At 69.6% G+C, this 26,996-nt stretch carries 23 protein-coding genes and 1 pseudogene; 19 read left to right on the forward strand and 5 right to left on the reverse strand.

Annotation, left to right across the window (positions count from 1 at the left end):
* Positions 1 to 8 precede the first annotated feature (8 nt).
* A complete protein-coding gene (gene xylA / locus FHW79_RS13650) occupies positions 9 to 1,316 on the forward strand; it encodes a xylose isomerase (RefSeq protein ID WP_183179424.1) in 1,308 nt (435 codons plus the stop codon).
* Positions 1,317 to 1,344: 28 nt separating this feature from the next.
* Complete coding sequence (gene xylB / locus FHW79_RS13655) at positions 1,345 to 2,820, forward strand: xylulokinase (protein ID WP_183179425.1); 1,476 nt, start codon at positions 1,345 to 1,347, stop codon at positions 2,818 to 2,820.
* A gap of 6 nt (positions 2,821 to 2,826) precedes the next feature.
* On the opposite strand, the gene FHW79_RS13660 is transcribed toward xylB, so the two are convergent.
* The 3 genes from FHW79_RS13660 to FHW79_RS13670 all read right to left on the reverse strand — a co-directional run bounded on the left by FHW79_RS13660 (position 2,827) and on the right by FHW79_RS13670 (position 7,364).
* A complete protein-coding gene (locus FHW79_RS13660; RefSeq protein ID WP_183179426.1) occupies positions 2,827 to 3,504 on the reverse strand; it encodes a GntR family transcriptional regulator in 678 nt (225 codons plus the stop codon).
* 112 nt (positions 3,505 to 3,616) lie between these two features.
* Positions 3,617 to 4,345, reverse strand: coding sequence for an amino acid ABC transporter ATP-binding protein (locus FHW79_RS13665; protein WP_183179427.1), 729 nt, complete (start codon positions 4,343 to 4,345; stop codon positions 3,617 to 3,619).
* Positions 4,346 to 4,406: 61 nt separating this feature from the next.
* Positions 4,407 to 7,364: an FAD-dependent oxidoreductase gene (locus FHW79_RS13670; protein ID WP_183179428.1), complete on the reverse strand. Its 2,958-nt coding sequence runs from the start codon at positions 7,362 to 7,364 to the stop codon at positions 4,407 to 4,409.
* Positions 7,365 to 7,503: 139 nt separating this feature from the next.
* Between FHW79_RS13670 and dapA the strand changes: the two genes are divergently transcribed.
* The 11 genes from dapA to FHW79_RS13725 all read left to right on the forward strand — a co-directional run bounded on the left by dapA (position 7,504) and on the right by FHW79_RS13725 (position 19,128).
* Entirely contained in the window at positions 7,504 to 8,397 is an 894-nt protein-coding gene (gene dapA, locus FHW79_RS13675; RefSeq protein WP_183179429.1) for a 4-hydroxy-tetrahydrodipicolinate synthase, read from the forward strand.
* A gap of 34 nt (positions 8,398 to 8,431) precedes the next feature.
* The gene (locus FHW79_RS13680) at positions 8,432 to 9,259 is read left to right on the forward strand and encodes an ABC transporter substrate-binding protein (RefSeq protein ID WP_183179430.1); all 828 of its coding nucleotides are present in this window, start codon (positions 8,432 to 8,434) and stop codon (positions 9,257 to 9,259) included.
* 72 nt (positions 9,260 to 9,331) lie between these two features.
* On the forward strand, positions 9,332 to 10,027 hold the full coding sequence (locus tag FHW79_RS13685) for an amino acid ABC transporter permease (protein WP_094305872.1): 696 nt from the start codon (positions 9,332 to 9,334) through the stop codon (positions 10,025 to 10,027).
* Between the two features lie 10 nt (positions 10,028 to 10,037).
* Positions 10,038 to 10,721, forward strand: coding sequence for a GntR family transcriptional regulator (locus FHW79_RS13690; protein ID WP_183179431.1), 684 nt, complete (start codon positions 10,038 to 10,040; stop codon positions 10,719 to 10,721).
* 144 nt (positions 10,722 to 10,865) lie between these two features.
* Positions 10,866 to 12,290: a dihydropyrimidinase gene (gene hydA / locus FHW79_RS13695; protein WP_183179432.1), complete on the forward strand. Its 1,425-nt coding sequence runs from the start codon at positions 10,866 to 10,868 to the stop codon at positions 12,288 to 12,290.
* Between the two features lie 96 nt (positions 12,291 to 12,386).
* The gene (locus FHW79_RS13700) at positions 12,387 to 12,803 is read left to right on the forward strand and encodes a DUF3830 family protein (protein ID WP_040137713.1); all 417 of its coding nucleotides are present in this window, start codon (positions 12,387 to 12,389) and stop codon (positions 12,801 to 12,803) included.
* Positions 12,804 to 13,020: 217 nt separating this feature from the next.
* Positions 13,021 to 13,596, forward strand: coding sequence for an RNA polymerase sigma factor (locus tag FHW79_RS13705; protein WP_183179433.1), 576 nt, complete (start codon positions 13,021 to 13,023; stop codon positions 13,594 to 13,596).
* 20 nt (positions 13,597 to 13,616) lie between these two features.
* On the forward strand, positions 13,617 to 14,633 hold the full coding sequence (locus FHW79_RS13710) for a FecR domain-containing protein (protein ID WP_183179434.1): 1,017 nt from the start codon (positions 13,617 to 13,619) through the stop codon (positions 14,631 to 14,633).
* 174 nt (positions 14,634 to 14,807) lie between these two features.
* A complete protein-coding gene (locus FHW79_RS13715; protein WP_247884350.1) occupies positions 14,808 to 17,297 on the forward strand; it encodes a TonB-dependent siderophore receptor in 2,490 nt (829 codons plus the stop codon).
* Positions 17,298 to 17,305: 8 nt separating this feature from the next.
* Positions 17,306 to 17,584, forward strand: coding sequence for a hypothetical protein (locus FHW79_RS13720; protein WP_211108267.1), 279 nt, complete (start codon positions 17,306 to 17,308; stop codon positions 17,582 to 17,584).
* Complete coding sequence (locus FHW79_RS13725; protein ID WP_183179437.1) at positions 17,581 to 19,128, forward strand: PepSY-associated TM helix domain-containing protein; 1,548 nt, start codon at positions 17,581 to 17,583, stop codon at positions 19,126 to 19,128. Before FHW79_RS13720 ends, FHW79_RS13725 begins: the two co-directional genes overlap by 4 nt.
* A gap of 97 nt (positions 19,129 to 19,225) precedes the next feature.
* On the opposite strand, the gene FHW79_RS13730 is transcribed toward FHW79_RS13725, so the two are convergent.
* Positions 19,226 to 20,419 (reverse strand): serine hydrolase domain-containing protein, encoded by a 1,194-nt coding sequence (locus FHW79_RS13730; RefSeq protein WP_183179438.1) that lies wholly within the window; start codon positions 20,417 to 20,419, stop codon positions 19,226 to 19,228.
* Positions 20,420 to 20,486: 67 nt separating this feature from the next.
* On the opposite strand from FHW79_RS13730, the gene FHW79_RS13735 reads away from it, so the two are divergent.
* Positions 20,487 to 21,116: a TetR/AcrR family transcriptional regulator gene (locus tag FHW79_RS13735; RefSeq protein ID WP_183179439.1), complete on the forward strand. Its 630-nt coding sequence runs from the start codon at positions 20,487 to 20,489 to the stop codon at positions 21,114 to 21,116.
* A 36-nt stretch (positions 21,117 to 21,152) separates the two neighbouring features.
* A pseudogene (locus tag FHW79_RS13740) lies at positions 21,153 to 21,320 on the forward strand (IS5/IS1182 family transposase); the annotation flags it as partial.
* 61 nt (positions 21,321 to 21,381) lie between these two features.
* Here the strand turns inward: FHW79_RS13740 and FHW79_RS13745 are convergent.
* Positions 21,382 to 22,680, reverse strand: coding sequence for a plasmid replication protein (locus FHW79_RS13745; RefSeq protein WP_183179441.1), 1,299 nt, complete (start codon positions 22,678 to 22,680; stop codon positions 21,382 to 21,384).
* 769 nt (positions 22,681 to 23,449) lie between these two features.
* Here FHW79_RS13745 and FHW79_RS13750 point away from each other — a divergent pair.
* From FHW79_RS13750 to FHW79_RS13765, 4 genes are all read left to right on the forward strand, one after another.
* Positions 23,450 to 24,265, forward strand: a complete 816-nt coding sequence (locus FHW79_RS13750; protein ID WP_183179442.1) for a helix-turn-helix domain-containing protein — start codon at positions 23,450 to 23,452, stop codon at positions 24,263 to 24,265.
* Between the two features lie 10 nt (positions 24,266 to 24,275).
* A complete protein-coding gene (locus FHW79_RS13755; protein ID WP_183179443.1) occupies positions 24,276 to 24,860 on the forward strand; it encodes a hypothetical protein in 585 nt (194 codons plus the stop codon).
* 128 nt (positions 24,861 to 24,988) lie between these two features.
* Positions 24,989 to 25,978 (forward strand): AAA family ATPase, encoded by a 990-nt coding sequence (locus tag FHW79_RS13760; protein WP_247884351.1) that lies wholly within the window; start codon positions 24,989 to 24,991, stop codon positions 25,976 to 25,978.
* Positions 25,968 to 26,840, forward strand: a complete 873-nt coding sequence (locus FHW79_RS13765) for a ParB/RepB/Spo0J family partition protein (RefSeq protein ID WP_183179445.1) — start codon at positions 25,968 to 25,970, stop codon at positions 26,838 to 26,840. The genes FHW79_RS13760 and FHW79_RS13765 overlap by 11 nt, the downstream gene beginning before the upstream one ends.
* Positions 26,841 to 26,996: the final 156 nt, after the last annotated feature.

The following is a 26,996-nucleotide window of genomic DNA, read 5'->3' on the forward strand; positions in this document are numbered from 1 at the left end:
GATTTGCCATGACCGAAGCCTTTTTCACCGGCGTCGAGCGCATCCGCTACGAGGGGCCGGACAGCGACACTCCGCTGGCCTACCGCTGGTACGACCCCGACCGCATGGTCCTGGGCCGGCGGATGGCCGATCACCTGCGCGTCGCCGTCTGCTACTGGCACAGCTTCTGTTGGCCCGGCTCCGATCCCTTCGGCGGCGGCACGCTGGACCGGCCCTGGATGGGTGGCGGCGATCCGGTGGCGCTGGCCGAAGCGAAGATGGACGTGGCGTTCGAGCTGTTCGAGAAGCTCGGCGTGCCCTTCTTCACCTTCCACGACCGCGACGTGGCGCCCGAGATGGGCTCACTGCGCGAGACGCAGGCGACCTTCGCCCGCCTGACCGAGCGGTTGCAGGGCCGCATCGAGCGCAGCGGCGTCCAACTGCTGTGGGGCACCGCCAACCTGTTCTCGCACCCCCGCTACATGGCCGGCGCGGCCACCAACCCCGACCCGGAGGTGTTCGCCTGCGCGGCGGCGCAGGTGCGCGACGCGCTGGAGGCGACGCAGCGGCTGGGCGGCGTCAATTACGTGCTGTGGGGCGGGCGCGAGGGCTACGACACGCTGCTCAACACCGACATGGCGCGCGAGCTGGACCAGCTCGGCCGCTTCCTGACGATGGTGGTCGAGCACAAGCACAAGATCGGCTTCACCGGCACCATCCTGATCGAGCCCAAGCCGATGGAGCCGACCAAGCACCAGTACGACCACGACGTGGCGACGGTCTACGGCTTCCTGAAGCGCTACGGGCTGGAGAAGGAGGTCGCCGTCAACATCGAGGTCAACCACGCCACGCTGGCCGGCCACAGCTTCGAGCACGAGGTGGCGACGGCGCTGGCGCTGGGCGTTTTCGGCTCCATCGACATGAACCGGGGCGACCCGCAGAACGGCTGGGACACCGACCAGTTCCCCAACGACCATGTGGAGCTGGCGCTGCCCATGGCGCGCATCCTGGAGGCCGGCGGCTTCACCACCGGCGGCTTCAACTTCGACGCCAAGATCCGGCGCCAGAGCGTCGCGCCGGACGACCTGCTGCACGCCCATGTCGGCGGCATCGACACGCTGGCCCGCGCGCTGCTGGCCGGGGCGCGCCTCGTCGAGGACGGCCGGCTGCGGAGTTTGCGCGCGGAGCGCTACGCCGGCTGGAAGGGCGATCTCGGGCAAAAGCTCCTCGGCGGGCTGGATCTCGCCGGGGCGGCGGACGCTGGGCTCGGCCTCGACCCCCGGCCGCGCTCGGGCCGGCAGGAGATGCTGGAGAATCTGGTGAACCGCCTCGTCTGAGGCCGCGGACTGATTGGGAGAAGGGTCCATGTATCTCGGCATCGACCTGGGAACGTCCGGCGTCAAGGCGGTGCTGGTCGACGCGGCGCAACGCCTCGTCGGCCAGTCCACCGCGCCGCTGGCGGTCAGCCGCCCGCACCCGCTGTGGTCGGAGCAGGACCCGGAGGACTGGTGGGCCGCCACCGGACGCGCCGTCGCCGGTCTGCGCGCCACCCATCCCGACGCGATGGCGGCGGTGCGGGGGATCGGGCTGTCGGGGCAGATGCATGGGGCGACCCTGCTCGACAAAGGCGACCGCGTGTTGCGCCCGGCCATCCTGTGGAACGACGGGCGCAGCGGCGCCGAATGCGCGGAGCTGGAGCGCCGCGCCCCCAACCTGCGCGCCATCGCCGGCAACCGCGCCATGCCCGGCTTCACCGCGCCCAAGCTGCTGTGGGTCGCGGCGCACGAGCCGGACCTGTTCAAGGCGACCGCCAAGGTGCTGCTGCCCAAGGACTGGCTGCGCCTGCGCATGACCGGCGACCACGCCTCCGACCTGTCGGATTCCGCCGGCACGCTGTGGCTCGACGTCGGCCGGCGCGTCTGGTCGGACGAGCTGCTGGCCGCCACGGGGCTCGGCGAGGCGCACATGCCGAGGCTGTACGAGGGGTGCCAGCCCACCGGTGCCTTGCGGGCGGAGGTCGCCGCCGAGTGGGGCGTTCCGCCGGGAATCCCGGTGGCGGCCGGAGCCGGGGACAACGCGGCCGGCGCGGTGGGGGTTGGGGTGGTGGCGCCGGGCAACGCCTTCCTGTCGCTGGGCACCTCGGGCGTGCTGTTCGTCAGCGGCGACCGCTTCGCGCCCAACCCCGAGCGCGGGGTGCACGCCTTCTGCCACGCCATGCCCGGCCGCTGGCACCAGATGTCGGTGATGCTGAGCGCGGCGAGCTGCCTGTCCTTCGCCGCCCGCCTCACCGGCGCCGCGGACGAGGCGGCGCTGCTGCGCGAGGCCGAAGCGTATGGCGGCGACCCCGGCGCCCTGGTGTTCCTGCCCTACCTGTCGGGGGAGCGCACGCCGCACAACGACCCGCACGCCAAGGGCGTCGTCTTCGGCCTGACCCACGACACCGACCGCGGGGCGCTCGCCCGCGCGGTGCTGGAGGGCGTGGCCTTCGCCTTCGCCGACGGGTTGGACGCCCTTGAGGAGGCCGGCGGGCGCGTCGAGCGCTTCCTGGTGATCGGCGGCGGCGCGCGCAGCGCCCTGTGGGGCCGCATTCTGGCGAGCGCACTCGGCCGGCCGCTCGACTACCCGGCGGGGGGCGAGGTCGGCCCGGCCTTCGGGGCGGCCCGTCTGGCCCGCCTCGCGGTGACGGGCGAGGAACCGGAAACCGTGTGCCGGCCCCTGGAGATCCGTCACACCGTGGAGCCGGACCCGGCCCTGGCCGCCGCCCTGGCGCCGCGCCGTCGCCTGTTCCGCCGACTCTACGGCGACCTCAGCGCCGCCTTCCGCGAGGCCGACGGGCAATAAGGCTTCTCAGCTCTTGGCGATCTCGCCCAGCACGTCCTTGGCGAGGCTGCGGATGTGCCCCTCCATCGCGGCGCGGGCCTGCGCCGGGTCGCCGGTTTCCAGGGCGGCGATGACGTCGAGATGCTCGTCGCAATCAGGGCGGATGCGCGACGGCAGGCCCGACAGCTCGAACAGGCGCGTGGTCACCCGCAGGTCGCGGATGATCTGCGCCAGCACCGCGTTGCCGGACGCCTCGGCGATCAGGGTGTGCAGCTCCTCGTCGGCCGCCCAATGGTCCTCGAAGCGGATCTTGGGCTCGTCGCGCAGCCGCAGCATCTCGGCCTTGATCGCCTTCAAGCGGCCAGGATCGACCCGCGACGCGGCGGCGGCGATCGCCTCCCCCTCCAGGATCTCGCGCAGGCGCATGCTCTGGAAATACTCGCGGTTGGAGACCTCGCGCACCCGGTAGGGGCGGTTGAACTCCTTGCGGATCAACCCCTCGCTGGCCAGCCGGACCAGCGCTTCGCGGATCGGCGTGCGCGAGATGCTGAGCGCGGTGGCCAGCCGGTCCTCGACGATCACCTCGCCGCTGGGGATGCGCCGGTCGAGGATCATCTCCAGGATGGTCCGGTAGGCCATGCTCGCCAGATTCACGCCGGCGGCGGCCGGGCTCGCGGTTTTCGGGCTGTCCATGTCCGTGCTCATACCAAGTCCTGCCACCTGACGCTGATTTCTCTCTAACAAAGCAGACGAATCGTTGTCCTGCAAAGCTTCTCGACGATCCATCCGGATGGCGGGATGCGGCGCGGCGCCCTTTTCAATGCTGCAAAATCTTGGCGAGGAACTGGGTGGCGCGCTCCGAGCGCTGGGTCTCGAAGAACTCGGTCTTGGTGCAGTCCTCGATGATGCTGCCATGGTCCATGAAGATCACCCGGTGGGCGACCTTGCGGGCGAAGCCCATCTCGTGGGTGACGCAGATCATCGTCATGCCCTCGTTGGCCAGCTCGACCATGACGTCGAGCACCTCGTTGATCATCTCCGGGTCGAGCGCCGAGGTCGGCTCGTCGAACAGGATGGCGATCGGGTCCATCGCCAGGGCGCGGGCGATGGCGACGCGCTGCTGCTGACCGCCGGAGAGCTGGCCGGGGAACTTGTGCGCCTGGCTGGCCAGCCCGACCCGCGTCAGCAGCGCCTCGCCCTTGGCCTCGGCCTCGACCGTCGGGCGGCCCAGCACCTTGCGCTGCGACAGGGTCAGGTTCTGCATGATGGTCAGGTGGGGGAACAGCTCGAAGTTCTGGAACACCATGCCGACGCGGGCGCGCAGCGCCGTCATCTTGGTGCTCCGCCCGCCGACGTCGATGCCGTCCACCTGGATGCGGCCGGACTGGAAGGGCTCCAGCCCGTTGACGCACTTGATCAGCGTCGACTTGCCCGAGCCGGAGGGGCCGCAGACCACCACGACCTCCCCCTTCCGCACGGTGGTCGTGCAGTTCTTCAGGACCTGGAAGGTGCCGTAGTGCTTGCTGACGTTCTCGATGGCGATCATGCGGCTTCTCTTGCGGATGGGCGGCGCCCTGCGGCGCCGGGCGTTGGATGGGAAGGGGCGGTCAGCGGAACCGGTCGAGCAGGAAGGGCGTCGGGTCGATGTCGGTGCGGCCGTACAGCAGCAGGTCGGCGGTCATGCGGGCGACGACCGGGGCCAGCGTGTAGCCGTTCGACGTCACCGTGTTGAAGAATCCGGGCAATCCAGGCACCGGACCGATGATCGGCGCGCCGTCGATGTTGATGTTCATCGCCGCCCAGGCGCGCACCACATGCAGCCCGGCGATCTGCGGCAGCACATGGCGGGCGACCCACAGGTTGCCCTCGATGCTGGAGCGCGACACCGTGTTGAAGCGGCGCGCCGGGTCGAAGACGGCGGTCCAGGCGCCGCCGATGATCAGCCCGCCGGTGACCGCCTGCTTCAGGCTGAGATGGCGGTCGGCGTGGGCGACGAGCTGGCTGACCAGCTTGGGCGCCGGCTCGGTGACGATCATCTGCAGCGGCGCGCTGTGCACCGGCACGTCGATGCCGACCAGCCGCCCGGTCTCGCGCGCCCAGGGGCCGCTGGCGTTGATGATCTGCTTCGCGCGGATGCGGCAGCGCGGGGTCTCCACCCGCCAGCCGCCGCCCTCCACCGCAGGGGCCGCGGCGATGCCGGTGACGTTGACCCCGCGCAGGAAGCGGGCGCCCTGGCGGCGCGCCTGCTCCAGCACGGCGTAGGTCGCGCGCAGCGGGTTGATCTTGCCCTCCTGCGGCGCGTATTCGGCGCCGACCAATTCCTCCGACAAGGCGGGGGCGAGGCGGCGCAGCTCGGCCGCGTCGATGATAGCGTTCTCGACGCCGTAGCGCCGCTCCAGCGCCGCCTTGGCGCGCAGGAAGTCCATGCCGGCCGGGCTGTCGGCGACCATCAGCCCGCCGGTGACGGCCAGCTCGAAGTCGACGCCGCAGGCGCGCTCCAGGTCGCGCCACAGCGCGATGGAGCGCGGGCCGAGCGCCAGCGTCGCCGCCGCCGGGCCGCCGCCCGCCTCGGCCTTGGCGCCGAAGTCGAAGGACAGGAGCTGGACGTGCAGGCTGCCGGCGTTGGCGCCCGACGCCTGCAGGTTGGTGTCGCCACGCTCGACCACCAGCACGTCGCGGCCGGCCTGGGTCAGGTAGTAGGCGAGGCAGGCACCGACCACGCCGCCGCCGACGATCAGGATCTCGGCCTCCTGGTCGGGCAGAGGGCCATCCTCCAACGGGCGGGCGAGGTTGGGGGTGATGGCGCGCTGGTGGCCGCCCCATTCCGGCTTCTCGAAGGCGAAGGCGCCGGCCGGCATCGGCTTGGCCGGCAGGCGCGGCGCCAGATACTGCTCGGCGGCGCGCGGCCGGCCGGTGGCCTGCTCCAGCAGCAGGGCGGCGGTCGCGGCGCAGTAGCGGCCCTGACAGCGGCCCATGCCGAGCCGGGTGTTGCGCTTCAGCGCGGCGAGGCTGTCATGGCCGGCGGCGATCTCGGCGCGGACCTGACCGAAGGTCACCTCCTCGCAGCGGCACAGCACCGCCTCGTCGGGCACGGCGTCGAGCCGCAGCGGCGGCGCTTGGTAGATCGACCACAGCGCGGCCTGGAAACTCTCGGCCCGCCGCAGGTCGGTCCGCGCCCGGCGGCCCTGCTCCGGGTCGGTGTCGGCGAAGCCGAGCTGGGCGGCGGCGGCGATCCCGGCAAGGGTTCCGCGCGCCTGCGCCACCTTCGACCCGCCGAGATCGACGCCGTCGCCGACCGCGAAGACGCCGGGCAGGCTGGTGGCGCCGTCCTCCGCCGTCTCGGTGGCGAGGTAGCCGAGATGGCGGTCGACCAGCCGGTGGGCGCAGCCGAGCGCGCGGGCGATCTCGGTCGAGGGGATGAAGCCGTAGCCCAGGCACAGCGCGTCGGCGGGGACGGCGACCGCCTCGGCCAGCCGGGGGGCGCCGTCGGCGCCGAGCGGGGCGTAGCGCACACGCTCCAGACGCTCCGCCGCGCCCTCCGCTTCGACAACCCCATGCGACCACAGCACCGGCACCCCGGCGCGCCGCAGCCTCAGCAGATAGCGGGCGCCGTCGCCGATCAGGCCGGGGGCCGAGCGCACGGCCGTCCACAGGGCGCGCCACTGGGCGGGCGACGGGCGCGGCGCGCTTTCCAGGACGGCGGCCACCGTGACGCCGCCCTCCACCAGCTCGCAGGCCAGTTGCAGATTGAGCGGGCCGTTGCCGGCGATCACCACCCGCCGCCCGGGCGCCACCCGGTAGGCGCGCGCCAGGGTCTGCCCGGCCCCGGTCGTCATCACGCCGGGCAGCGTCCAGCCGGCGAAGGGCGCCGGCCGCTCGTAGGCGCCGCTGGCGATCACCAGCCGGCGCGGCCGGTAGACGGTCTCGCGCCCGGCGACGACGGCGACGACCTCGTCCGGGGCGTGGGCGCCCCACACCGTCGCCTCCTGGACGATCGTCGCGCCGGCCAGCCGCGCCGCGTCGACCAGGGCGCGCCCGGCGCGGAACTGGCGGTCGGTCGGACGGTCGGCGTGGTACGAGGGGGCGAGTGGCTTGAAATACTGGCCGCCGCTCTGCGGCCGCTCGTCGAGCACGACCACGTCGGCGCCGCGCCGCGCCGCCGCTTCCGCCGCCGCCAGACCGGCCGGGCCGGCGCCGAGCACCAGAAGGTCCGGCGTCCGCTCCTCCGGCGCAGCACCCTGCGGCGGCGGCACCAGCGGGGCCAGCGGGTCGGCGGCGGTGCCGGCCGGCGGCTGCGAGCGGACGACCTGCCCCTTGGCCACCTTGGTCAGGCAGGCGCGCTGGCTGGCCTTGCCGTCCACCGTCACCAGACACTCGAAGCAGGCGCCCATCCCGCAATAGAGGCCGCGCCGCCCGCCGTCGCGGGTGTGGCGGTAGGCGGCGACGCCGTGCGCCGCCAGGGCGGCCGCCACGGTCTCCCCGGCCAGCGCGGGAATCCGCTCGCCGTCGTAGGTGATCTCGATGAGGGCGCCGTCGCGGCGGACGCTGGGATGTTCGAGGCGCATGGGCGGGCGGCTGTGTCCGGATTGCGGTGGAAAGCGGCTTTTTGAAGGTGCGTCAAAATGCGCTGGATTCCTGTATACAGATAGTATACGAGTAGTATTTAGGCAAGGTCAAAAATTAGGCAGGAGCTTGGGGGAACCCATGACGGCATTGCGCGGCACCTACACGGTTCTCATCACCCCCTTCACCGCCGACGGTGGTGCGGTGGACGTTCCGGCCCTGAAAAAGCTGGTGAACTGGCAGATCGAGCAGGGCATCCACGGGCTGATCCCGCTCGGCAGCACCGGCGAGTTCCTGTCGATGACCCCGGAGGAGCGGGCACAGGTCATCGAGATCTGCGTGCAGGAATCGGCGGGCCGCGTGCCCGTGCTGATCGGCACCGGCGCCGAATGGACCCGCGACGCGGTCGCCCACGCCAAGGAAGCGGAGCGGATGGGCGCCGACGGGATCATGGTGATCCCGCCCTATTACAGCTCCCCGACGCCCGACGAGCTGTTCGAGCATTACCGCCGCATCGGCGAGGCGATCTCGCTGCCGGTGATGATCTACAACAACCCGGCAACCGCCAACGTCGACCTCACCCCGCCGATCGTCGCGCGGCTGAGCGAGATCGACAACGTGCTCTACATCAAGGAATCGACGCTGGAGGTGACGCGGGTCCGCGACATCATCGAGCTGTGCGGCGACCGCATGACGGTGTTCGCCGGCATCCTCGGCTACGAATCCTTCTGGCTCGGCGCCCAGGGCTGGGTCGCCGTCTGCTCCAACCTGATCCCGCGGGATTCGGCCCGGCTGTTCGAGCTGGTGGCCGACCACAACGACAAGGACCAGGCGCTGGCGCTCTATAAGAAGATGCTGCCGATCGTCCGCTGGGTCGGCGGCCACCGCTACGTCGCCGCGTCGAAGACCGGGCTGGGCATGATGGGCCTGGCCGTGGGCGATCCGCGCGCGCCGCGCCTGCCGCTGCCGGCGGGCGATGCCGAGGCCCTGCGCGCCGATCTGGCGGCTTACGGGCTGATCGATTCCCTCGCCTGATCACTTCGCCTGAACACGAGAGAAGGTGACCACGATGACCATTCGTACACTGCTGATCGCCGCCGGCCTGACCCTGTTCGCGCTGCCGGCCGCCGCCCAAACCGCCTGCAAGCCGGCGGTCGCCGATTCCGAGCTGGTCAAGCCCGGCACGCTGGTGATGTCGACCAACCCGACCCTGCCGCCGATGCAGTTCGTCGACTCCAATGGCGTGCTGAAGGGCATGCGCATCACGCTGGGCAACGAGATCGCCAAGCGGCTCTGCCTGACGCCGGAGTATGTCCGCATCGAGTTCTCGGCGATGATCCCCGGCCTCCAGGCTGGCCGCTGGGACCTCATCAACACCGGCATCTTCTGGACCGAGGAGCGGGCCAAGATGATGCCGATGATCAACTATGAATCCCAGGCCATCAGCATCTCGGTGTCCAAGGGCAACCCGCTGAAGATCACCAAGCCGGAAGACCTGTCGGGCCGCCCGGTCGGCGTCGAACTGGGCGGCTTCGAGGAGCGCAAGCTGCGCGAGCTCGACAAGATGATTGTCGCCAAGGGTTTGAAGCCGATCGAGATCAAGACCTTCGACAACTTCGCCACGGCCTACCAGGCCCTGCGCGCCGGCCAGACCGAGGCGTCGGTGGCCATCGACCCGACGGCGACCGAGTACAGCAAGCGCGGCGACTTCGACCGCGCCCTGCACGGCCTGTTCCCGACCCCGGTCGCCCTGGCGATGAAGAGCAAGGCGCTGAGCGAGGCGGTGGTCGGCGTGCTCAACGACATGCAGAAGGACGGCTCGTACAAGGCCCTGATGGAAGAGTACGGCCTGCTGCCCAACGACGGCGCTTTCAAGGTCAACGGCCCCGGCATGTGAGTGGGTGCGGGCGGCGGCGGGGCTCGTCCCGGCCGCTGCCCGCGCACCGGATAAGAACGAGAGGGTGATGGAATGACCAGCGGCTGGAACTGGGACGGCTTCTTCGACTACCTGTTCAACGGGTATCTGCTCAGCGGAGCGATCACGACCCTGTGGCTGACGCTGGCGGGCATCGCCGGCGGTCTGGTGGTCGGCTGCCTGCTGGCGCTGCTGCGGCTGTCGCCCTACCGCTGGGTATCGGCGGCGGCGCAGGCCTACATCTGGGTGTTCCGCGGCACGCCGCTGCTGGTCCAGCTCATCATCATCTACACCGGCCTGCCGCAGATCGGCATCAAGCTGTCGGTGACGGAATCCGCGCTGATCGGCCTGATCCTGAACGAGGCCGCCTATCTGGCCGAGATCATCCGCGGCGGCATCCTCGGCGTCGCCGCCGGGCAGAGCAACGCCGGCCGCGCGCTCGGCCTGAACTCGGCCCAGGTGATGGTCTACATCGTGCTGCCGCAAGCCATCCGCATCATCATCCCGGCGCTCGGCAACAGCGTGAACGGGCTGCTGAAGACGACCTCGGTCACCTCCGTCATCTCGATGGAGGAACTGCTGCGCAGCACCCAGCTGCTCATCCAGGAACGCTTCATGGTGCTGGAGCTGTTCACGGTGGCCGCGCTCTACTATCTGCTGATGACCTCGCTGTGGGACATCGTCCAGCGCCGCATCGAGCGCCATTTCGGCCGCGCCTACCGCAACATCGCGATCGTCGACGGCCAGTGAGGCTCCGGTCATGACCCCTCCCCCGGCCGATCCGCTGTTCCCCCGGCCCGCCAACCTCGGCGACCAGACCTACGGGCATCTGCGCGAGCTGATCCTCAGCCGCCAGATCCCCGGCGGCGCCGAGGTGCCGGAGGGGCGGCTGGCCGAGCGGCTGAGCGTGTCGCGCACCCCGATGCGCGAGGCGCTGGTCCGGCTGGTCGGCGAGGGGCTGCTGGAGCGCACCAGCGAGCGCAGCTACCGCGTCCGCGTCGTCTCGGCCCGCGAGTTCTTCGAGTGCATGCAGATGCGCGAGCTGCTGGAGTGCCACGCCATCGAGACGGCGGTGCCGCTGGTGGAAGACGCCGACCTCGCCGAGCTGCGGCGCGGGCTCGACGCGCTGGACGGCGGCGAGGACGACATGCAGCACTGGCTCTACGACAACCACTTCCACAGCTTCTTCGCCCGCGTCAGCGGCAACGCGACGCTGGCCGAGACCATCACGCGCATGCGCGTCGTCGCCCGCCTGTTCCGCATCTCGAGCGCCTTCCACCGCAAGAGCGAGATCGACACGGAGCACCGGGCGGTGCTGGAGGCGGTCGAGCGGCGCGACGCCGCCGCGGCCAAGGCCGCCATGCTGGCGCATCTGCGCAACCTCCAGGACGACGCCCGCCGCGCCATCGCCGCCGAGGCCAATCCGGGCGGCTATTTTTTGTAGTACCGACACGCCAATGAATCGGCGTGTCGTATTGCGTTCAAACGCCACGCAGGCTTTTCCGCGCCCATGTGGGCGCGCCGCCGCAGTCGCGACGGTATAAACCAGCAACCGCAAGACCCGTCCTTCGGGACCGAGGAGAGTTCCATGCCGCAGTTCGACACCGTGATCCGCCATGGCACGCTGGCCACCGCGTCCGACGTGTTCGCCGCCGACCTCGGCGTGATCGGTGGCCGCATCGCCGCCATCGGCACCGGGCTGGGACCGGGTGCGCGCGAGATCGACGCGACCGGCAAGCTGGTGCTGCCCGGCGGCGTCGATGGCCATTGCCACCTCGACCAGCCGACCAGCGACGGCTCGCAGTCGGCCGACGATTTCGAGACGGGCACGCGCTCGGCGGCCTGCGGCGGGACCACGACGGTCATCCCCTTCGCCTGCCAGTTCAAGGGCCAGTCGCTGCGCGACGCGGTGACCGACTACCACCGGCGGGCCGACGGCAAGGCGGTGATCGACTACGCCTTCCACCTCATCGTCAGCGACCCGACCGACCAGCTTCTCGGCCAGGACCTGCCGGCGCTGATCCATGACGGCTATACGTCGTTCAAGATCTACATGACCTACGACGACATGAAGCTGAACGACCGGCAGGTGCTGGAACTGCTGAGCGTCGCCCGGCGCGACGGCGCCATGGCGATGATCCACGCCGAGAACGCCGACTTCATCGGCTGGCTGACCGACAAGCTGCTCGCCGCCGGCCACACCGCGCCGCGCTACCACGCCGATTCCCGGCCGATGCTGGTGGAGCGCGAGGCGACCCACCGCGCCATCGCCATGGCCGAGCTGGCCGACGTGCCGATCCTGATCGTCCATGTCTCGGGCCGCGAGGCGATCGAGCAGATCCACTGGGCGCAGGGCCGCGGCATGCGGATCTACGCCGAAACCTGCCCGCAATACATGGTGCTGACCGAGCACGACCTGCACGGCCACGGAATGGAGGGGGCCAAGTGCATCTGCAGCCCGCCGCCGCGCGACAAGGCCAACCAGGCGGACGTCTGGGACGCGCTGGCCGGCGGCACCTTCCACATCGTGTCGTCCGACCACGCGCCGTTCCGCTACCAGGACCCCAAGGGCAAGATGCTGCACGGCGCCAACACCCCCTTCAACTGGATCCCCAACGGCGTGCCGGGCATCGAGACGCGGCTGCCCATCCTGTTCTCGGAGGGCGTCAAGAAGGGCCGCATCAGCCTGCAGCGCTTCGTCGAGCTGTCCTCGACCAACCCGGCCAAGATGTACGGCCTGCACCCGCGCAAGGGCAGCCTCGCCATCGGCGCCGACGCCGACATCGTGATCTACGACCCGGACCGCAAGGTCACCATCACCAACGCCATGCTTCACCACAACGTCGACTACACCCCTTACGAGGGGCTGGAGGTGACCGGCTGGCCGGAAACCGTGCTGTCGCGCGGCGAGGTCGTGGTGGAGGGCGGCGCCTGCGTGGCGCAGCCCGGCCGCGGCGCCTTCCTGCGCTGCGACACGCCGGATCTGGCGCGGCCGAAGGTGGCGGCGGTCTGAGAAAGCACCTTCCCCCCACCCTGCCCCTCCCCCACCGGACCGGAGAGGGTTTAGGGTGGGGCCTATGAGAAACCAAGAAATGAGGACCGCCACACCATGGACGCCCTGACCATCACCGCCGGCCCCTTCACCTTCGGCGCCCGCTTTGAGTCGGCCGCCGCGCCGAAGACCTGCGCCAAGTTCCGCAGCCTGCTGCCCTACGAGGGCCAGATCGTCCATGTCCGCTGGAGCGGCGAAGGCGTGTGGATTCCGCTGGGCGACACCGATTTCGGCCTCGGCTACGAGAACCACACCAGCCACCCGGCGCCGGGCCAGATCATCCTCTATCCGGGCGGCATCAGCGAGACCGAGATCCTGCTGGCCTACGGCGGCGTGCAGTTCTCCAGCAAGATGGGCCAGCTCGCCGGCAACCACTTCATCACCATCACCGAGGGGCTGGAGAATCTGGCCGAACTCGGCAAGCGCACCCTGTGGCAGGGCGCACAGCCGATCCGCTTCGAGCTGGCCCGCTGACCCACGGGGAACCGCCGTGCCCCGGTGCACGGCGGTTCCCCAGGCGGAACATTTCATTGCGAATGATACGCATTCTAAGTATATTGCCGCCGTCATGCACCGGTCATGGCGCGGCGACGCCGCTTTTCTGTGGAGAAACGGGGCGACGCCATGCCCGATCTGCATCGCCTGCCCGACCCGCACCGCGTGAAGGCGCCGGTTCCTCGTCCGGTGGTGCATGGCTGACACCGCCAAGCCGTCGCTCGACGCTCTTTTCATGGGACACCGAAGCACGCTGGTCCGCCTGTTGTCCCGCATGGTCGGCAGCGCCGCCACCGCCGAGGATCTGGCGCACGAGGCCTATCTCAAGGTAAGGGCGGCGGAACGCGACCGGCCGGTGGATCATCCCCTGCCCTTCCTGTTCCAGACGGCGCGCAACCTGGCCTTCGACCATCTGCGGCGGGAGCGCAGGCTCGCCGGGGTGGTCGTGCAGGACACCACCGTCGAAGGCGTGGAGGAGGTCGCCGCCCCCTTGCCCTCTCCGGAAACCCAGACGGGCGACCGCCAGCGGCTGGCCCGGATGAACGCCGCGCTGGCGACCCTGTCCGAGCGGCAGCGCCGCATTCTTCTGCTGAACCGGATGGAGGGGCTGTCCCACGCGGAGATCGCCGAGCGGCTCGACGTCTCGGTCAGCACGGTGCAGAAGGATCTGAAGGCCGCCCTGCTGGCCTGCCTGGAGGTGTTCGCCCGGCTCGACCGGGAAGGATTGCGGGTTTCCGCCGGCCCGAACGTCTTACAAAGAGACAAACCGTGACGGCACCACCCGCGACACCCATGCCTGACGACACCGACCCCTCCTTGCCGCTGGAGCAGGCGCTCGACTGGTTCATCCGTCTGCAGGCGGAGGATGCGGGAGAGGAGTGCCGGCGGGCCTGTGCCGACTGGTGCGCCGCCGATCCCCGCAACGCCCGCGCCTGGGCCCTGGCGCAGGACATGTGGGCCTCGCCCCTCCTCACCGAAGCGCTGGCAGCGACAACGGTTTCGCCCACAGCGGTTTCGGCCACAGCCGTTCCGAACGCGGCGCCGCGCAACGCTGCGCCGACGGTCCCCCTCCGACCGTCGCGCCGTTCCCGGCCGCTGGCGCGCCGGGCGATGGCATGGGCGGCGGGCCTCCTGGTGGCGGTCGGGCTGGGGCTGGCCGCCGACCTGCCGCTGCGCCTGCAGGCCGATCACCGCACCGCGACCGGCGTGCAGGAGCGTCTGCAACTCGCCGACGGATCGCAGGTGCTGATGGACACCGGGACGGCGCTCGCCACCGACCTCGAAGGGGGCGAGCGGCGGACCCGGCTGCTGCGCGGAGCCGCCTTCTTCGAGGTGACGCCCGACCCCTCCCGCCCCTTCCGGGTCGCGGCCGGTCCCGCCGTGGTGACCGTGGTCGGCACCGCCTTCGCCGTCCGCTATCTGGACGACCGGGTGACGGTGACGGTGCGCCACGGCGCGGTGGACGTGGCGCGTCCCGGCGGCCCCGCCGTGCGCCTGCGCGCGGGCGAGGAGGTGGTGGTCACGGCGTCGGGAGTCGGCGCGGAACACCCCGCCGACCTGTCTGCAGCGCTCGGCTGGGTCGATGGCCGGCTGGTCTTCGAGGACCGCCCCCTGCGAGCGGTTCTGGATGAACTGGACCGCTATTATCCGGGGCTGATCCTGGTTCCCGATTCCCTTGCCGACCGCCGGATCACCGGCAATTACCGGCTGGACGATCCGGCGCGGACGGCGACGGCGCTCGCCGGGCTGGTGCGGGCCGAGACGCTGCGGGTGTCCGACGCCCTGCTGATCCTGCGCCCGCGCCCCTGAGTCCACCAGCTTTCTCTGCCCGCAAAACGGCCCTCAAAAAAATTTCCGCTTTTCACCATCCCCAAACGTCAGGTCGGCACGGCTATTAGGAATGCGTCGCAATTGCAATAAGCGGTGCGCTCCGGCCGGTCGATACGTCGCGATCATGGGGAATGCGTTACGATGGGTGCGGGGATGATGGATTGGGGTGCGCGGGGGCGTCGGGGGACGGCCCTGCTGCGGGCGGCGCTGCTGTCGTCGGCGGTGGCCGGCATCGGTGTGGCGGCGGCGGGCTACGCCCAGGCGGCACCGGCGAAGACCGGCGGGCAGGTGGCCCAGGCTTCCGGGCCGATGGGCGGACAAACGACGGGGCAGCGCTTCGACATCGCCCCGCAAGGGCTGGTCACCGCCCTCAACGCCTTCAGCACGGCCAGCGGCTGGGAGGTCGGCTTCCCGGCGGAGGTGGCGCGCGGCCTGTCCTCGCCCGGCGTGTCGGGAACCATGAGCGCCGACGAGGCACTGCGCCGCCTGCTGTCCGGCACCGGCGTGTCGTACCAGATGACCGGCCCCGGCCGCGCCGTGCTGTCGCGGCCGCAGACCGGCGGGGTGGTGCTGGACCCGGTGACCGTCGAGGGCACGCGCGAGCGGGCGACCGGTCCGGTCATGGGCTACGCCGCCCGCCAGAGCGCCACCGCCACCAAGACCGACACGCCGATCCTGGAAACGCCGCAGTCGATCTCCGTCGTCACCCGCGACCAGATGGACGCCCAGGCGGTGCGGAGTCTGGCCGACGTGCTGAACTACACCTCCGGCGTCACGACCGCCCGCAACGGCGGCTCCTCCTCCTTCGGCGGCGACGGCATCTCGGTGCGCGGCTTCGGCGGCAACGGCACCACCGGCGTGTCCTTCAACGAGTATCTCGACGGGCTGCGGCTGAAGGGCAGCGGCTTCCTGACCTCCGGCATCGACCCGTACCTGTTCGAGCGGGTCGAGGTGCTGAAGGGCCCGGCCTCGGTGCTGTTCGGCCAGACCAGCCCCGGCGGTCTGGTCAACATGGTGACCAAGCAGCCCTCCCCCGACGCCCGGCATGAAATCCTGCTGCAGGCCGGCAACCAAGGTCGCAAGCAGGCCGCGCTGGACGTCGGCGGCGACGTGACCGGCGACGGTCGGCTCTCCTACCGGTTCGCCGGCGTCGCGCTGGACACCGACACCCAGACCGACATCGCGGAGCGCCGCCGGCTGGCCGCCGCCCCGACCGTGACCATCCGGCCGACCGACGACACCAGCCTGACCCTGATCGGCCTTTACCAGCGCGACAATTACGACGATTCGCCGCTGAACTACCTGCCGGCCCAGGGCACGGTGCTGCCCAACCCCAACGGCACGCTGCCGACCAAGCTCTTCACGGGCGATCCCAACTTCAACACCTGGGACCGCAAGACCATGAGCGTCGGCTATCGCTTCGAACACCGGTTCGACGAGCGCTGGACGGTGCGGCAGAACGCCCGCTACCTGCACAACGACCTCGACCTCAAGCAGGTCTACGCGTCCGGCCTGCTGCCCGACCTGCGCACCACGCGGCGCACCACCTTCTCGGCCCGCGAGCGCGCCCACGACCTGACCGTCGACAACCAGGTCCAGGTGAAGGTCGACACCGGCCCGCTGCGCCACACCGTGCTGGCCGGCGTCGATCACCAGCGGCTGAGGAGCGACACGCTGCGCGGGCAGGCGGCGGCGCCGAACCTCGACCTGTTCAACCCGGTCTACGGGCTGCCGATCGCCACCCCGCCGATCTACCAGAGCACCGCCACCCGCATCACCCAAACCGGCGTCTACGCCCAGGACCAGATCAAATGGGGCGGGCTCGCCGTCCTGCTGGGCGGGCGCAAGGACTGGGCCGAGACGCAGCAGCGCAACCGGCTGAACCAGGGGCGGGCGTCGCAGCAGGACGACGCCTTCACCGGCCGCGTCGGGGCGCTCTACCTGTTCGACAACGGTCTGGCGCCCTACGCCAGCTATTCGGAATCCTTCGAGCCGACGGCCGGCAGCGATTTCTACGGCAACCCGTTCGAGCCGACCACCGGCCAGCAGTACGAGGCCGGGCTGAAATACGAACCGCCGGGATCCGGCAGCCTGTTCACCCTGTCGGCCTTCACCATCACCCAGCAGAACGTCACCACCGCCGACCCGCTGCACACCAACTACAACATCCAGACCGGCGAGGTCCGCTCGCGCGGCTTCGAGGCGGAGGCGCGCGTCAGCCTCGCCGCCGGGCTGAACGCGGTGGCCAGCTACACCTTCCTCGACGCCGAGGTGACCAAGAGCAACGGCGCCGACCGCGGCAAGCGGCCGGTCGCCGTGCCGACCCATTCGGCCGCCGCCTGGGGCGACTACACGGTGCAGGACGGCCCGCTGGCCGGCCTGGGCGGCGGCGTCGGCCTGCGCTACGTCGGCTTCACCTACGGCGATCCGGCCAACAGCTTCAAGGTGCCGTCCCACACGCTGGTCGACGCCGCCCTGCGCTACGACCTGTCCTATCTGAGCCCGCAGCTCCAGGGCGTTCAGGCGGCGATCAACGCCAACAACCTCTTCGACAAGGAGTATGTCGCGGCCTGCTCGCGGGCGACCAACTGCTACTACGGCCTGCGCCGCACCGTCATCGGCTCGCTGAAGTATTCCTGGTGAGGCGAAGGATGGAGATCGCGCTGCGGGTCGCGACCGCCGTCGGCGGCGGCTACGCCCTGGCGGCGGGAACGGCGGCGGCGCTGTCCCTGGCGCTGCCGGCCGTGCAGGACCGGGCGGAGGCGGTGCTGACCGCCACCATGGCGGCGCTGCTGCCCTGCGTCCTGACCGTGGTGATGGTGTTCGCCGCGGCCAGCGCCCTGCGCGCCCTGGCCTGGACCGCCGGGCTGACGGCGGCGGTCTGGGCGGCGGTCTCACTGTTGAACAGCATGACGGGAACCGGGGTATGAACGGCAGTTTCCGCCTGTCGATGACGTGGCTGCACAATTGGGGCGGGCTGGTGGTCGGCTGGCTGCTGTTCTGCGTCTTCCTGACCGGAACCACCGCCTACGCCCGCTTCGAGATCACCCGCTGGATGCAGCCCGAGCGGATCGAGGCGGCCGACAGCCCCAACGCGGCGGCGGCGGCGATCGCCAGCCTGTGGCGCGAGGCGCCGCAGGCGCGGCGCTGGCTGATCACCATGCCCGACGAGCGGCGGACCGCGACCCAGGTCTACGTCTACAACCCACCGGGGATACAGCCCGCCTTCCGCAAGCTGTGGCTGGAGCCGGACGACGGCCGCCCGGTGCAGGCGCGGGCGACCTTCGGCGGCGACTTCCTTTATTACTTCCACTTCGACCTGCGCGTTCCCGGCCTGGTGGGGCGCTATCTGATCGGCGCCGCCGGGGTGGCCCTGCTGGTGGCGCTGATCACCGGATTCGTCATCCACCGGCGGGTCTTCTGGGACTTCTTCGCCTTTCGCCCCGGACGGTCGCGCACGCGGTTGTGGATGGACGTCCACAACGCCCTGGGCATCATCGTGCTGCCCTACCACGCGCTGATCACCGTGACCGGGCTGGTGCCGCTGATGCTGCTCTACATGCCCTGGGGCCTGCAGGCCGCCTTCGGCGACCGGCCGGCGGCCTTCAACACGGCGGTCTACGCCGAACCGCCGCCGCCGCCGCCGGCGGGACGGGCCGCCCCGCTCACCGCCATCGAACCGCTGCTGGCGGAGGCGGTGCGGCGGTGGGACGGCGGACGGCCGGGATGGATCATCATCGACAACCCGGGTGACGCCGCCGCCACCATCCTTCTCAAGCGCACCGATTCCGACCGGGTGGTGATCAGGCCGCAGGCCATCCTGTTCGACGGCACGACCGGCGCGGTGCGGACGGTCTGGGAGGGGACGGGCGGAGCGGCGGCGACGCGGGCCGGCGCCTACGGCCTGCACATGATGCGCTTCGCCGACACGCCGCTGCGGCTGGCGATGATCCTGTGCGGGCTGGCCGGCACCGCGATGATCGGCACCGGGCAGGTCTATTGGATCATCAAGCGGCGCAAGCGCGAGGCCGCCCCGTCCTTCGGCCTGCGGCTGGCCGACGGCGCCAATCTGGCGGTGATGGTCGGGCTGCCCATCGCCATCGCCGCCTATTTCTGGGCCAATCGGCTGCTGCCCACCGGGTTGGCTGGCCGGGAGACGTCGGAGGCTCTCGCCTTCTTCGCCGCCTGGCTTCTCGCGGCCCTGCACCCGGCGCTGCGCGGTGTCCAGCGGGCCTGGAGCGAGCAGCTGGTGGCGGCGGCGCTGCTGTGGGCGGCTCTGCCGCTGATGAACGCGCTGACCAGTCAGGCCCATCTCGGGGTGACTCTGGCGCGCGGGCTGTGGGGAATCGCGGGCATCGACCTCACCGCCCTGGCGACAGGCGCCCTGTTCGGTCTGCTGGCGTGGCGCCATTTCCGCGCCGCGCACCGGCGCGTCGACCGACCGCTGCCATCGGCGTCCGTGCCTGCACCGTGACAGCCGGACAGGGCGCGACCCGAAAGCCGCGCCGTGCCCAATCAACCGCAGGGGCCGGCGCCGATGGTGGTGACCGGCTGCGGACGGCGGCCTCGGCCTATTCGTAGACGGCGTTTCTCACATCGGTCGGAAAAGCCCCGGCCATGCCCTCGAACGCGGTGTTCGTCAGGGCAACCACCACGAGGCCGTTTTCACGGTCGATGAACCAGGAGTGGCCGTAGGCGCCGCCCCATTGCAGCGTCCCTGCGGCCTGCGGCGTGCCCGTCCGTGTCGGATCGACCAACACCGCCCAGCCATAGCCGAAACCCCAACCCGGCCCCTGCGACTCGGCCGCCGTGCCAACCTGATCCTGGATCATCCGCCCGACCGTCTCGGGTTTCAGGATCGGTGAGCCACCGGTGCGGATCGCTTCGAGAAACCGGAGAACGTCCGACGCCGTTCCAGCCATGCCCGCACCGCCCGATCGGTAGGATTTGGTATCGAGAATCCGGGACGGCGCGAAGGTCGCGGCAAGCCCCCTCAGCGGAACGGCCTGCCCGTCCGTCATCGCCACCGGCTCCGGATCGCCGTCCGCATAAGCCTTGGCAAGCCGGGAGGCGTCGCGCACCGAAAAGCCGGTGTCGTCGATGCCGAGCGGCGCCGTGACTTCATCGCGAACGATGTCGGACAGGCTCCGTCCCTCGATCGCCTCCAGCACGCCGCCGACCACGTCGATGCCGAGCGAGTATCGCCAGCCTGCGCCGGGGGCGAAAGCCAACGGAGCCGCCGACAAGCGGGCCAGGTTCTCATCCAGCGACAGACCCGGCTGGTCGAGCCCGTCCGACACGTTCAGCCTATGATACGGCCCGCCCGCCGGTTCGAGGAAGGCATAGCCCAGCCCCGATGTGTGGGTCAGCAGGTGGCGTATGGTGATTGCCGGAATCGAACCGTCCGGCAAGGCGGGGCGGAAATCCGGCAGCCAGCGCGTGACGGGCGCGTCGAGGTCCAATCGCCCATCTTCGACAAGCCGCATGGCGGCCGCGGTCACAAACGGCTTGGTGACGGAGGCCAGGCGGAAGATCGCGTCCTCGCGCATTTTGGTGCCGGCCTCCCGGTCGGCATAACCGGCGGCGCGGCGATAAACCATTTTGCCGTCCTTCGCGACCAGGACGACCGCGCCGACGATCCGCTTTTCGGACAGCGCCCTGTCGATCACCGGATCGAGGCGAGCCGCCAGCGCTGGGGCGATGGCCGGCTGGGCGAAGGCCGGGCTTGCGACGGCGAGAGCAGCGGCTACAAGGGGGATGCGCATGTCTGTGGAACCCCGTATATATGGAGCGATCACTCCTGAATAACGCAGCCTGGAGATTATTTCCAGAGTGACCATTGTGAAAAATGCTACACCCGCGCCGCGACCGCGTGGCCGCCCGCGCGCCTTCGACCGGGGCGAGGCGTTGGCCAAGGCCGCCGAAACCTTCTGGAGGCTGGGCTATGAAGGCGCCTCCATCGCTGATCTGACGGCGGCAATGAGCATCACGCCACAAAGTCTTTATGCCGCCTTTTCGTCGAAGTCCGATCTCTACCGCGAGGCGCTGGAGTGGTATCAGGCGACAGTCGGCGGTTCGATGAGGTCGGCCCTCGAAGAGGGTGATGCCGTGGTCGCGCTGACGCGTGTCCTTCGGGACTCGGCCGGGGAATTCACCAGGCGGGACCGTCCGCAAGGCTGCATGGTTTCGACGGCCGTGCTGACCTGCGCGACGGAAAACGAACCCGTGGCGCGTCATGTCGCTGGTCTGCGCACGGCAACGATCAACCTCATCCGGGCGCGCATCGAGCGTGGCATTTCCGAGGGGCAGTTGAAACGGGAAACCAATGCCGATTCACTCGCACGCTTTGTCGGCGCGATGATCCAAGGCATGTCCGTGCAGGCGCAGGACGGCGCCCCCGCAGAGGCCCTGTCGGCGCTCGCCGATCATGCCGTTGCCGAGATCGAGCGGCATCGCGTGTAGTGCTTGCACGATATCCACACGGCATCGTGGTGAAGCGGATGGCGGTCTTTGGGCGAGGTGGCTATGTCGAGTCACAAGCCGCTGATCGGCCGCAGCCTCAGCGCTCAGCCCCTGCCGGCGCAAAAGGTTGAAGCCGCCGTCAACTGCAAGGTCGTGAACATCATGACCAGCTTGGGCATGCCGATCTTCCGCAAGGCCGCCTGATCGCCGATCGGACAGCGCCGACTCCGTCAGTGCGCCAGGTTGTGCACCAACGACCCCTGTCTTACTTGACAATGTCCAGCAGGGGCATCTGCCCGTCGCTTCCCTTCGGCAGCGCCGCCCGCCGCCGCCGCCGGCTTTGATTCGCCGCTTCCGGGCTGACGGGAACAAAGCGCTTGGGACGACCGGTCTCGTCGAGGTCGTCGTTGTCGACCACCAAGGTGAGTTCGCGCTCGTTGACCGAGCGCTCCGCCACCGCGCGGCGGATCTGGTCGAGGAAGGACTGCGAGGGATAAAGATTGTACTCGACGTCGACGTACTTCCGCCCTTCCTTGATCTCCTCGATCTCGATGCGGTCGAGGGCACCGATCTGCGTGTCGGCCAGCGCCTTGACGACGTCGTGGATCCGCAGCCGCATGTCGCGGAACCGCGACCACTCCGCCATCCCGGAATCGCGGATGATGTCGCGGGCGGTGATGTGCACGACGGATTGTGAAGGGTCCTGCCGCAGGGTCTCGGCGATGCGCTTGAACAGCCAGCGCGAGAACGGGTTGCGGATCTTCATCAGGGCTTCGTAGGAGATCGAATGCCAGTCGACGCGGCGGATCGCCTCGCGCAGCATCATGTTGAACTGCACGAAGGTTTCCGCATCGCCGCTCTCGTCATCGAGAATGGACGCGTCGTCGGCGTCGTCCGTCTCGCTGGGACGCTGCCGCAACCCGAGACCGGCGAAAATGCCGGAGTCCATCATCACCTTGCGCCGCCCCCGCCGCTCGATCTGGACCGTACAGCGCCGCATGACCATCAGCGCCTCCTTGATCTCGGGAATGCTGAGGGTGTGACGGACGGAGCGCAGCTCCTGCCAGACCTCATAGAGGGAGAAGCGCAGGATCGCCTCGCCGTTGTCCACCGACAGGCGCGCCGGGTCCGAGGCCAGCTTGCGGATCACATCCTCGATGATCTGCTCGCGTTCCCCCGGATAGGCGTCGATCTCCTCCACCATGTGAGCCCCGCCGGCATCGCGGACGAAACGACCATCCCTGCCCTTCACCCGGCGCTGGATGCGCGCCGGCACAACCGTAAGATGGTAGATCTGGTCGGCGAAGGAGAACTGCCGATGGATCATCGGCAGGCGGTCGTCCTGCGCCGCGGGGTCCCTCGGCTCCAGGCTGTGTGCCGCCTGTCCGTTGGCCTTCGATTCGGGGCTGTCGAACACGTATTTCGGGGCCAGATCGTACAGAGAGACCATGTTGACGCTGTGCCGCCGGCCCGTGGTGGCGTCGATGTGTTCGAACAGCGTGCCCTGCAGAGTCTGCCCCTGCGTCTCCGTACGGCGCTGCTTGACGACGATCTGCCCCGACATCTGGTGCCTCTCCGCAATCCTGAACACCAAGCCTATGCCGCTTTCGCCGTTCAACGCAACGACGTCGCGTCCGGTTCCGTAGGTGGCAGGCGCGCATCCCGTGGGTGGCAGGCGCGTTTCCGGTAGGTGGCAGGCGCGCAGGGGGTAGGTGACAGGCGCGCTTGTCGGACGGCTTTCCGGTTTGGCGGCGAATCGAGCATCAACGCGCCTCGATCGGCTGGGACGGCGGCCATCGGTCATCGGGTTCGCCGCGAAACCCCGGCTGACCGGATTCCTGCCCGCACCACAATTGGGGCATCCGATTCCGTCGTGGAGCGCGCCTGTCACCTACTGTTCAGCCGCGATCGCCAACCGCGCCTGCCACCTAGTGAATCCGGGGGAATCCGGCGATTCGAAACGCGCCTGACGCCTTACATGGCTGCCGATAATCGAAACGCACCTGTGTCCTACCGGAACAAGCCCCAAAACGCGCCTGTGACCTTTATGATTCGGCGCGTCCGGAGCATGCACGGCGACCCGATAGGTTGCAGGCGCGTTTCGACCCGTCCCGAGTCGCGCTGTCAACCGCGCCTGCGACCTTCATGTCCGCGCCTGTTGCCTTCATGAGACGCGCCTGAGACCTCCGCAAGCGCGCCTGACACCTACCACAAACGCGCCCGCCACCTGCCGATAGGAGACGGGCGCGCTTTGGAGAGTCCGGTGCAGTCGGGGAATCCTGCCCGCAAGACCGCCGGCCCATGCCGGTTTCACGATTTTGCCGGAGCCCCGGATGACCATCACGACCGACACCCCCAGCCGTTGGGGAAAGATACCCGCCTGGTGGCTGGACCACCCCGATCTCGACGCCGACGGCTTCGCGGTCCTGGCGGCGCTCGCGACCTTCGCCGATGAGAACGGTGTCTGCTGGCCGTCACAGTCGACGCTTGCGGCAAAGTTGAAACGCTCACGCCCGACCATCAACCGCATCCTGCAGCGTCTCGACGACATCGGCTTGGTCGGCATTGAACACCGCCGTGGCCGCGACGGCTCCCGGCTGTCCTGCCTGTACCGCCTGCGCATCACCCGGAACGAGGCCGAGGCCCAGCCCCAGATCCGCCCTGTTCGGGATCATGACAGGGATGACTCGCCAACGAACGCCCCCTGTCCAACGCCGAGTCAGGAACAACTCCATTCCGAACAGATTCCGGACTCGCACGCTTCGGGCGGGCGCAGGCCGGTGCGCGATGTGCCTGAGGACTGGATGCCCACCGCCGGGGATTTCGCCTGGGCCAAGAACCGTTTCGGCGCCATCGATCTCGATCGGCACGTCGAGGGGTTCGTCCTGCGCTGTCAGGCGCACGGCTATCGCTACCGCGACGTCTCGGCCGCCTGGAGAGCTTGGCTGTCCCAGGACGTCGCCGCTGGCAAGGCGCCCGCGGAGAGAACCGCCCTGCCTGCCGCGGGTGCCGTGACGGGCATCGGCCAGGCCCGCCAAAGCGTGGCCGAACAGCGCGTCGACGCCTGGATGGCCGTGGCGGCCCGGCTGAAGGACGCCAAGCTCAAGGACGCTCAGCGCATCCCGCCCACCACCCGCCCCCGTTTCTGAGGAGGTCCCGATGTCCGTTGCAATGATGCCTTTGCCGGAGTGCTCTCCATTGCCCTTCGACCCGATGATGGCGCCGGCGGAGCGGTCCCGGCTCCTCATCGCCGCCTTCCCGGACGCGCTGCGGGAGGTCCTGACCACCGGTCACTCGGAACACCGCCCGCGCTTCGGTGACAACGGTTTCGAAGGGCTTCAGGAAACATGGTTTCCGCCGGCGACCGTTTCGGCCCGGCAAGCCGCCACGGCGCGGCGGATGCTGAATGATCTGGAGGACTCCATCCTGGCTCCGGCCGAGCCCGATCGTCTGCTTGGCCGTGTGCTGGCTTTGCTGTCGCATTTCCCGGCCAAGGGCTTGACGCCCGACGTCGAGCAGCTGGTGGCCATGGACTGGGTTGAGGATCTCGGCGAATTTCCGGTCTGGGCCATCGATGCGGCGGCGCGCGCTTGGCGTCGGACGAGGAAATGGCGGCCGAGCATCGCCGAGATGCGAGCCCTGTGCGAGGAGGCCTGCACGCGGGAGCGTGTCCTGGCGCAGCGGCTTCGCGCGATTGCCGGGGCCTGTCAGGGCGAGGTGATCCCCGTCCGCCGGATGGGATGACCGGATGCGGCGCGCGCGTTCGGTTCCGGCAACTGGGCGGGCGTCCATTGACAAAGTTCCGGCAACTTGCGCAGAATCCCCCAAACCGGACGAAGGGGATGACGATGCCGCCGCTTGGTGGGGATGACATGCGCCAATTGCGTGAGCGCCGTGGGGAAAACCAGACGCAGTTTGCCGATTGGCTCAACGATCAGCTCGGCCGCAGCTACACGAAGGCGAAGATCAGCCGTTGGGAAGGCGGGGCGGAGCGCATCCCCCAGCAGGTCCAGGATTTCCTGGTGGACCAGACCACGGAAGATCGTGCACGCACCGCGACCTTCCTGGCGATCGCCAACCAGAAGGGCGGCGTGGGCAAAACCGCCACGGCGGTGAATCTGGCCTATGCCCTGACGGAAGGAGGGGCGCGAGTCCTGCTGATCGACTGCGACTCCCAGAGCAACGCGACAGTCCATGTCGGTGTCGGCAACGCCGCCATCGTCGACTTGGAGCAGCGGCGCAAAACGCTTTATTTCGTGCTTCGCTCCGACGAGCCGATCTCGTCGGTGATCGTTCCGACCGGGGAACGCGGGCTCGATCTCGTCCCGGCGGGGCTTTCCCTGGCCGACGCCGACGTCGAGCTGGCCGCCGACTCCACCGGCGGGCTCGTGCTGCGCGAGAAGCTCGACGAGGTCCGCAACGTCTACGACTTCGTGGTGATGGACTGCGCGCCCAATCTGGGGTTGGTCACGGCCAACGCCCTGTCGGCGGCTGAACTGGTCCTGGTGCCGGTTCAGACCGAAGCGCTGTCCCTGCTGGGCGTGAAGCGGCTGGTCGATACCATCAGCCGCATCCGCCGCCGCGTGAATCCCAGGCTGAAGATCGCCGGCATCATCCCCACCATGTACAACGAGCGCCTGACCCAGGACCGCGCGACGCTTCAGGAGCTGCGCGAATCCTACGCCAAGCAGGTTCCGGTGTTCCCCCCCATCCCCCGCGCCACGGTCTACGGCAAGGCCGCCGCCGCCGGCATGATCACGCTGGCCGGCGATCCGGGCGCCCCGGGGGCGGAGACCTTCCGCGAGGTGGCCCGCCAGATCCGCGCCTACGCCACGCAGCGGGAGACCAGCCATGTCGCGTAAGTTCGAGCGCAAGACGAAGGAGCTGCTGGGCGGCACCTCCACCCTGTCGATCGGCACCGACAAGCTGTTCGGCACGTCGTCCGGCTTCCCGCACGTGGTGGAGCTGGACATCGACCGGGTGCACCGCAATCCCGACCAGCCGCGCCGCCACTTCGACGAGGCGGAGCTGCGCAGCCTGGCCGCGTCCATCGACCGTTACGGCTTGCAGAATCCGATCCTCGTCCGGCCGCTGCCGCAAGGCGACTATCTGCTGATCGGCGGCGAGCGCCGGGTGCGCGCCCACGAGATCCTCGGCCGCAAGACGGTCTTCGCCATTCTCACCTCTGGCGACCCGGACGAGATCGGGCTGATCGACAACGTCCAGCGGGTTGATCTCAACGCGGTGGAGTATGCCGCCGCCCTCGCCCGTCTGGTGGAGAAGCACGGCTACACCCACGACGAGTTGGCGGCGGTCGTCGGCAAGGACCGCACGGACATCACCAAGCTGCTGGCCATCCTGACCTTGCCGGCCGACATGCTGGAAGAGTATGCGGCGTCCTGTACGCGGGTGTCCCGGTCGGTGCTGATCGAGATCGCCGCCGCTCCGGCCGACCTGCGCCCGGCGCTGTGGGCCCAGGCGAAGGAGGGAGCCTCCGTCAAGGCCGTCCGGCAGGCCAAGCGCGACCACGCGCAAGGGCAGTCGCCTTCCCTCCGCGAAGCGGGACCGCACGATCCGGAACGGACGCTCCAGGCGAGTGTCAAACGCATCATCCGCGACGTGGCCGTCGTGCGCGAACAGCGTCACCTGCTCGACACGGCACACCGCGAGCGCCTGCTTCAACTGCGCGCGGAAATCGACGCCATTCTCCAGAGCGCCGAGTGAGGGTGCTTGGCCCCTGATGTGGGACGTCCCACATCGACGGAGCGCTTCTCGTGTTTTCAAAGACTGGGCATGTGGGACGTCCCACATGCCCAGTCCTTCCCCAGCACCGATCGCCGCAAAAGACCGTCGACTCCTCGCGTTCGAAACGCGGCTGTC

Source organism: Azospirillum sp. OGB3 (genome assembly GCF_014192915.1).
Taxonomy (GTDB): Bacteria; Pseudomonadota; Alphaproteobacteria; order Azospirillales; family Azospirillaceae; genus Azospirillum.

Excerpts from the sequence above, each read along its gene's own strand:
- xylA (WP_183179424.1), top strand. The coding sequence starts at position 9 with ATGACCGAAGCCTTTTTCACCGGCGTCGAGCGCATCCGCTACGAGGGG.
- xylB (WP_183179425.1), top strand. The coding sequence starts at position 1,345 with ATGTATCTCGGCATCGACCTGGGAACGTCCGGCGTCAAGGCGGTGCTG.
- FHW79_RS13660 (WP_183179426.1), bottom strand. The coding sequence starts at position 3,504 with ATGAGCACGGACATGGACAGCCCGAAAACCGCGAGCCCGGCCGCCGCC.
- FHW79_RS13665 (WP_183179427.1), bottom strand. The coding sequence starts at position 4,345 with ATGATCGCCATCGAGAACGTCAGCAAGCACTACGGCACCTTCCAGGTC.
- FHW79_RS13670 (WP_183179428.1), bottom strand. The coding sequence starts at position 7,364 with ATGCGCCTCGAACATCCCAGCGTCCGCCGCGACGGCGCCCTCATCGAG.
- dapA (WP_183179429.1), top strand. The coding sequence starts at position 7,504 with ATGACGGCATTGCGCGGCACCTACACGGTTCTCATCACCCCCTTCACC.
- FHW79_RS13680 (WP_183179430.1), top strand. The coding sequence starts at position 8,432 with ATGACCATTCGTACACTGCTGATCGCCGCCGGCCTGACCCTGTTCGCG.
- FHW79_RS13685 (WP_094305872.1), top strand. The coding sequence starts at position 9,332 with ATGACCAGCGGCTGGAACTGGGACGGCTTCTTCGACTACCTGTTCAAC.
- FHW79_RS13690 (WP_183179431.1), top strand. The coding sequence starts at position 10,038 with ATGACCCCTCCCCCGGCCGATCCGCTGTTCCCCCGGCCCGCCAACCTC.
- hydA (WP_183179432.1), top strand. The coding sequence starts at position 10,866 with ATGCCGCAGTTCGACACCGTGATCCGCCATGGCACGCTGGCCACCGCG.
- FHW79_RS13700 (WP_040137713.1), top strand. The coding sequence starts at position 12,387 with ATGGACGCCCTGACCATCACCGCCGGCCCCTTCACCTTCGGCGCCCGC.
- FHW79_RS13705 (WP_183179433.1), top strand. The coding sequence starts at position 13,021 with ATGGCTGACACCGCCAAGCCGTCGCTCGACGCTCTTTTCATGGGACAC.
- FHW79_RS13710 (WP_183179434.1), top strand. The coding sequence starts at position 13,617 with ATGCCTGACGACACCGACCCCTCCTTGCCGCTGGAGCAGGCGCTCGAC.
- FHW79_RS13715 (WP_247884350.1), top strand. The coding sequence starts at position 14,808 with ATGATGGATTGGGGTGCGCGGGGGCGTCGGGGGACGGCCCTGCTGCGG.
- FHW79_RS13720 (WP_211108267.1), top strand. The coding sequence starts at position 17,306 with ATGGAGATCGCGCTGCGGGTCGCGACCGCCGTCGGCGGCGGCTACGCC.
- FHW79_RS13725 (WP_183179437.1), top strand. The coding sequence starts at position 17,581 with ATGAACGGCAGTTTCCGCCTGTCGATGACGTGGCTGCACAATTGGGGC.
- FHW79_RS13730 (WP_183179438.1), bottom strand. The coding sequence starts at position 20,419 with ATGCGCATCCCCCTTGTAGCCGCTGCTCTCGCCGTCGCAAGCCCGGCC.
- FHW79_RS13745 (WP_183179441.1), bottom strand. The coding sequence starts at position 22,680 with ATGTCGGGGCAGATCGTCGTCAAGCAGCGCCGTACGGAGACGCAGGGG.
- FHW79_RS13750 (WP_183179442.1), top strand. The coding sequence starts at position 23,450 with ATGACCATCACGACCGACACCCCCAGCCGTTGGGGAAAGATACCCGCC.
- FHW79_RS13755 (WP_183179443.1), top strand. The coding sequence starts at position 24,276 with ATGTCCGTTGCAATGATGCCTTTGCCGGAGTGCTCTCCATTGCCCTTC.
- FHW79_RS13760 (WP_247884351.1), top strand. The coding sequence starts at position 24,989 with ATGCGCCAATTGCGTGAGCGCCGTGGGGAAAACCAGACGCAGTTTGCC.
- FHW79_RS13765 (WP_183179445.1), top strand. The coding sequence starts at position 25,968 with ATGTCGCGTAAGTTCGAGCGCAAGACGAAGGAGCTGCTGGGCGGCACC.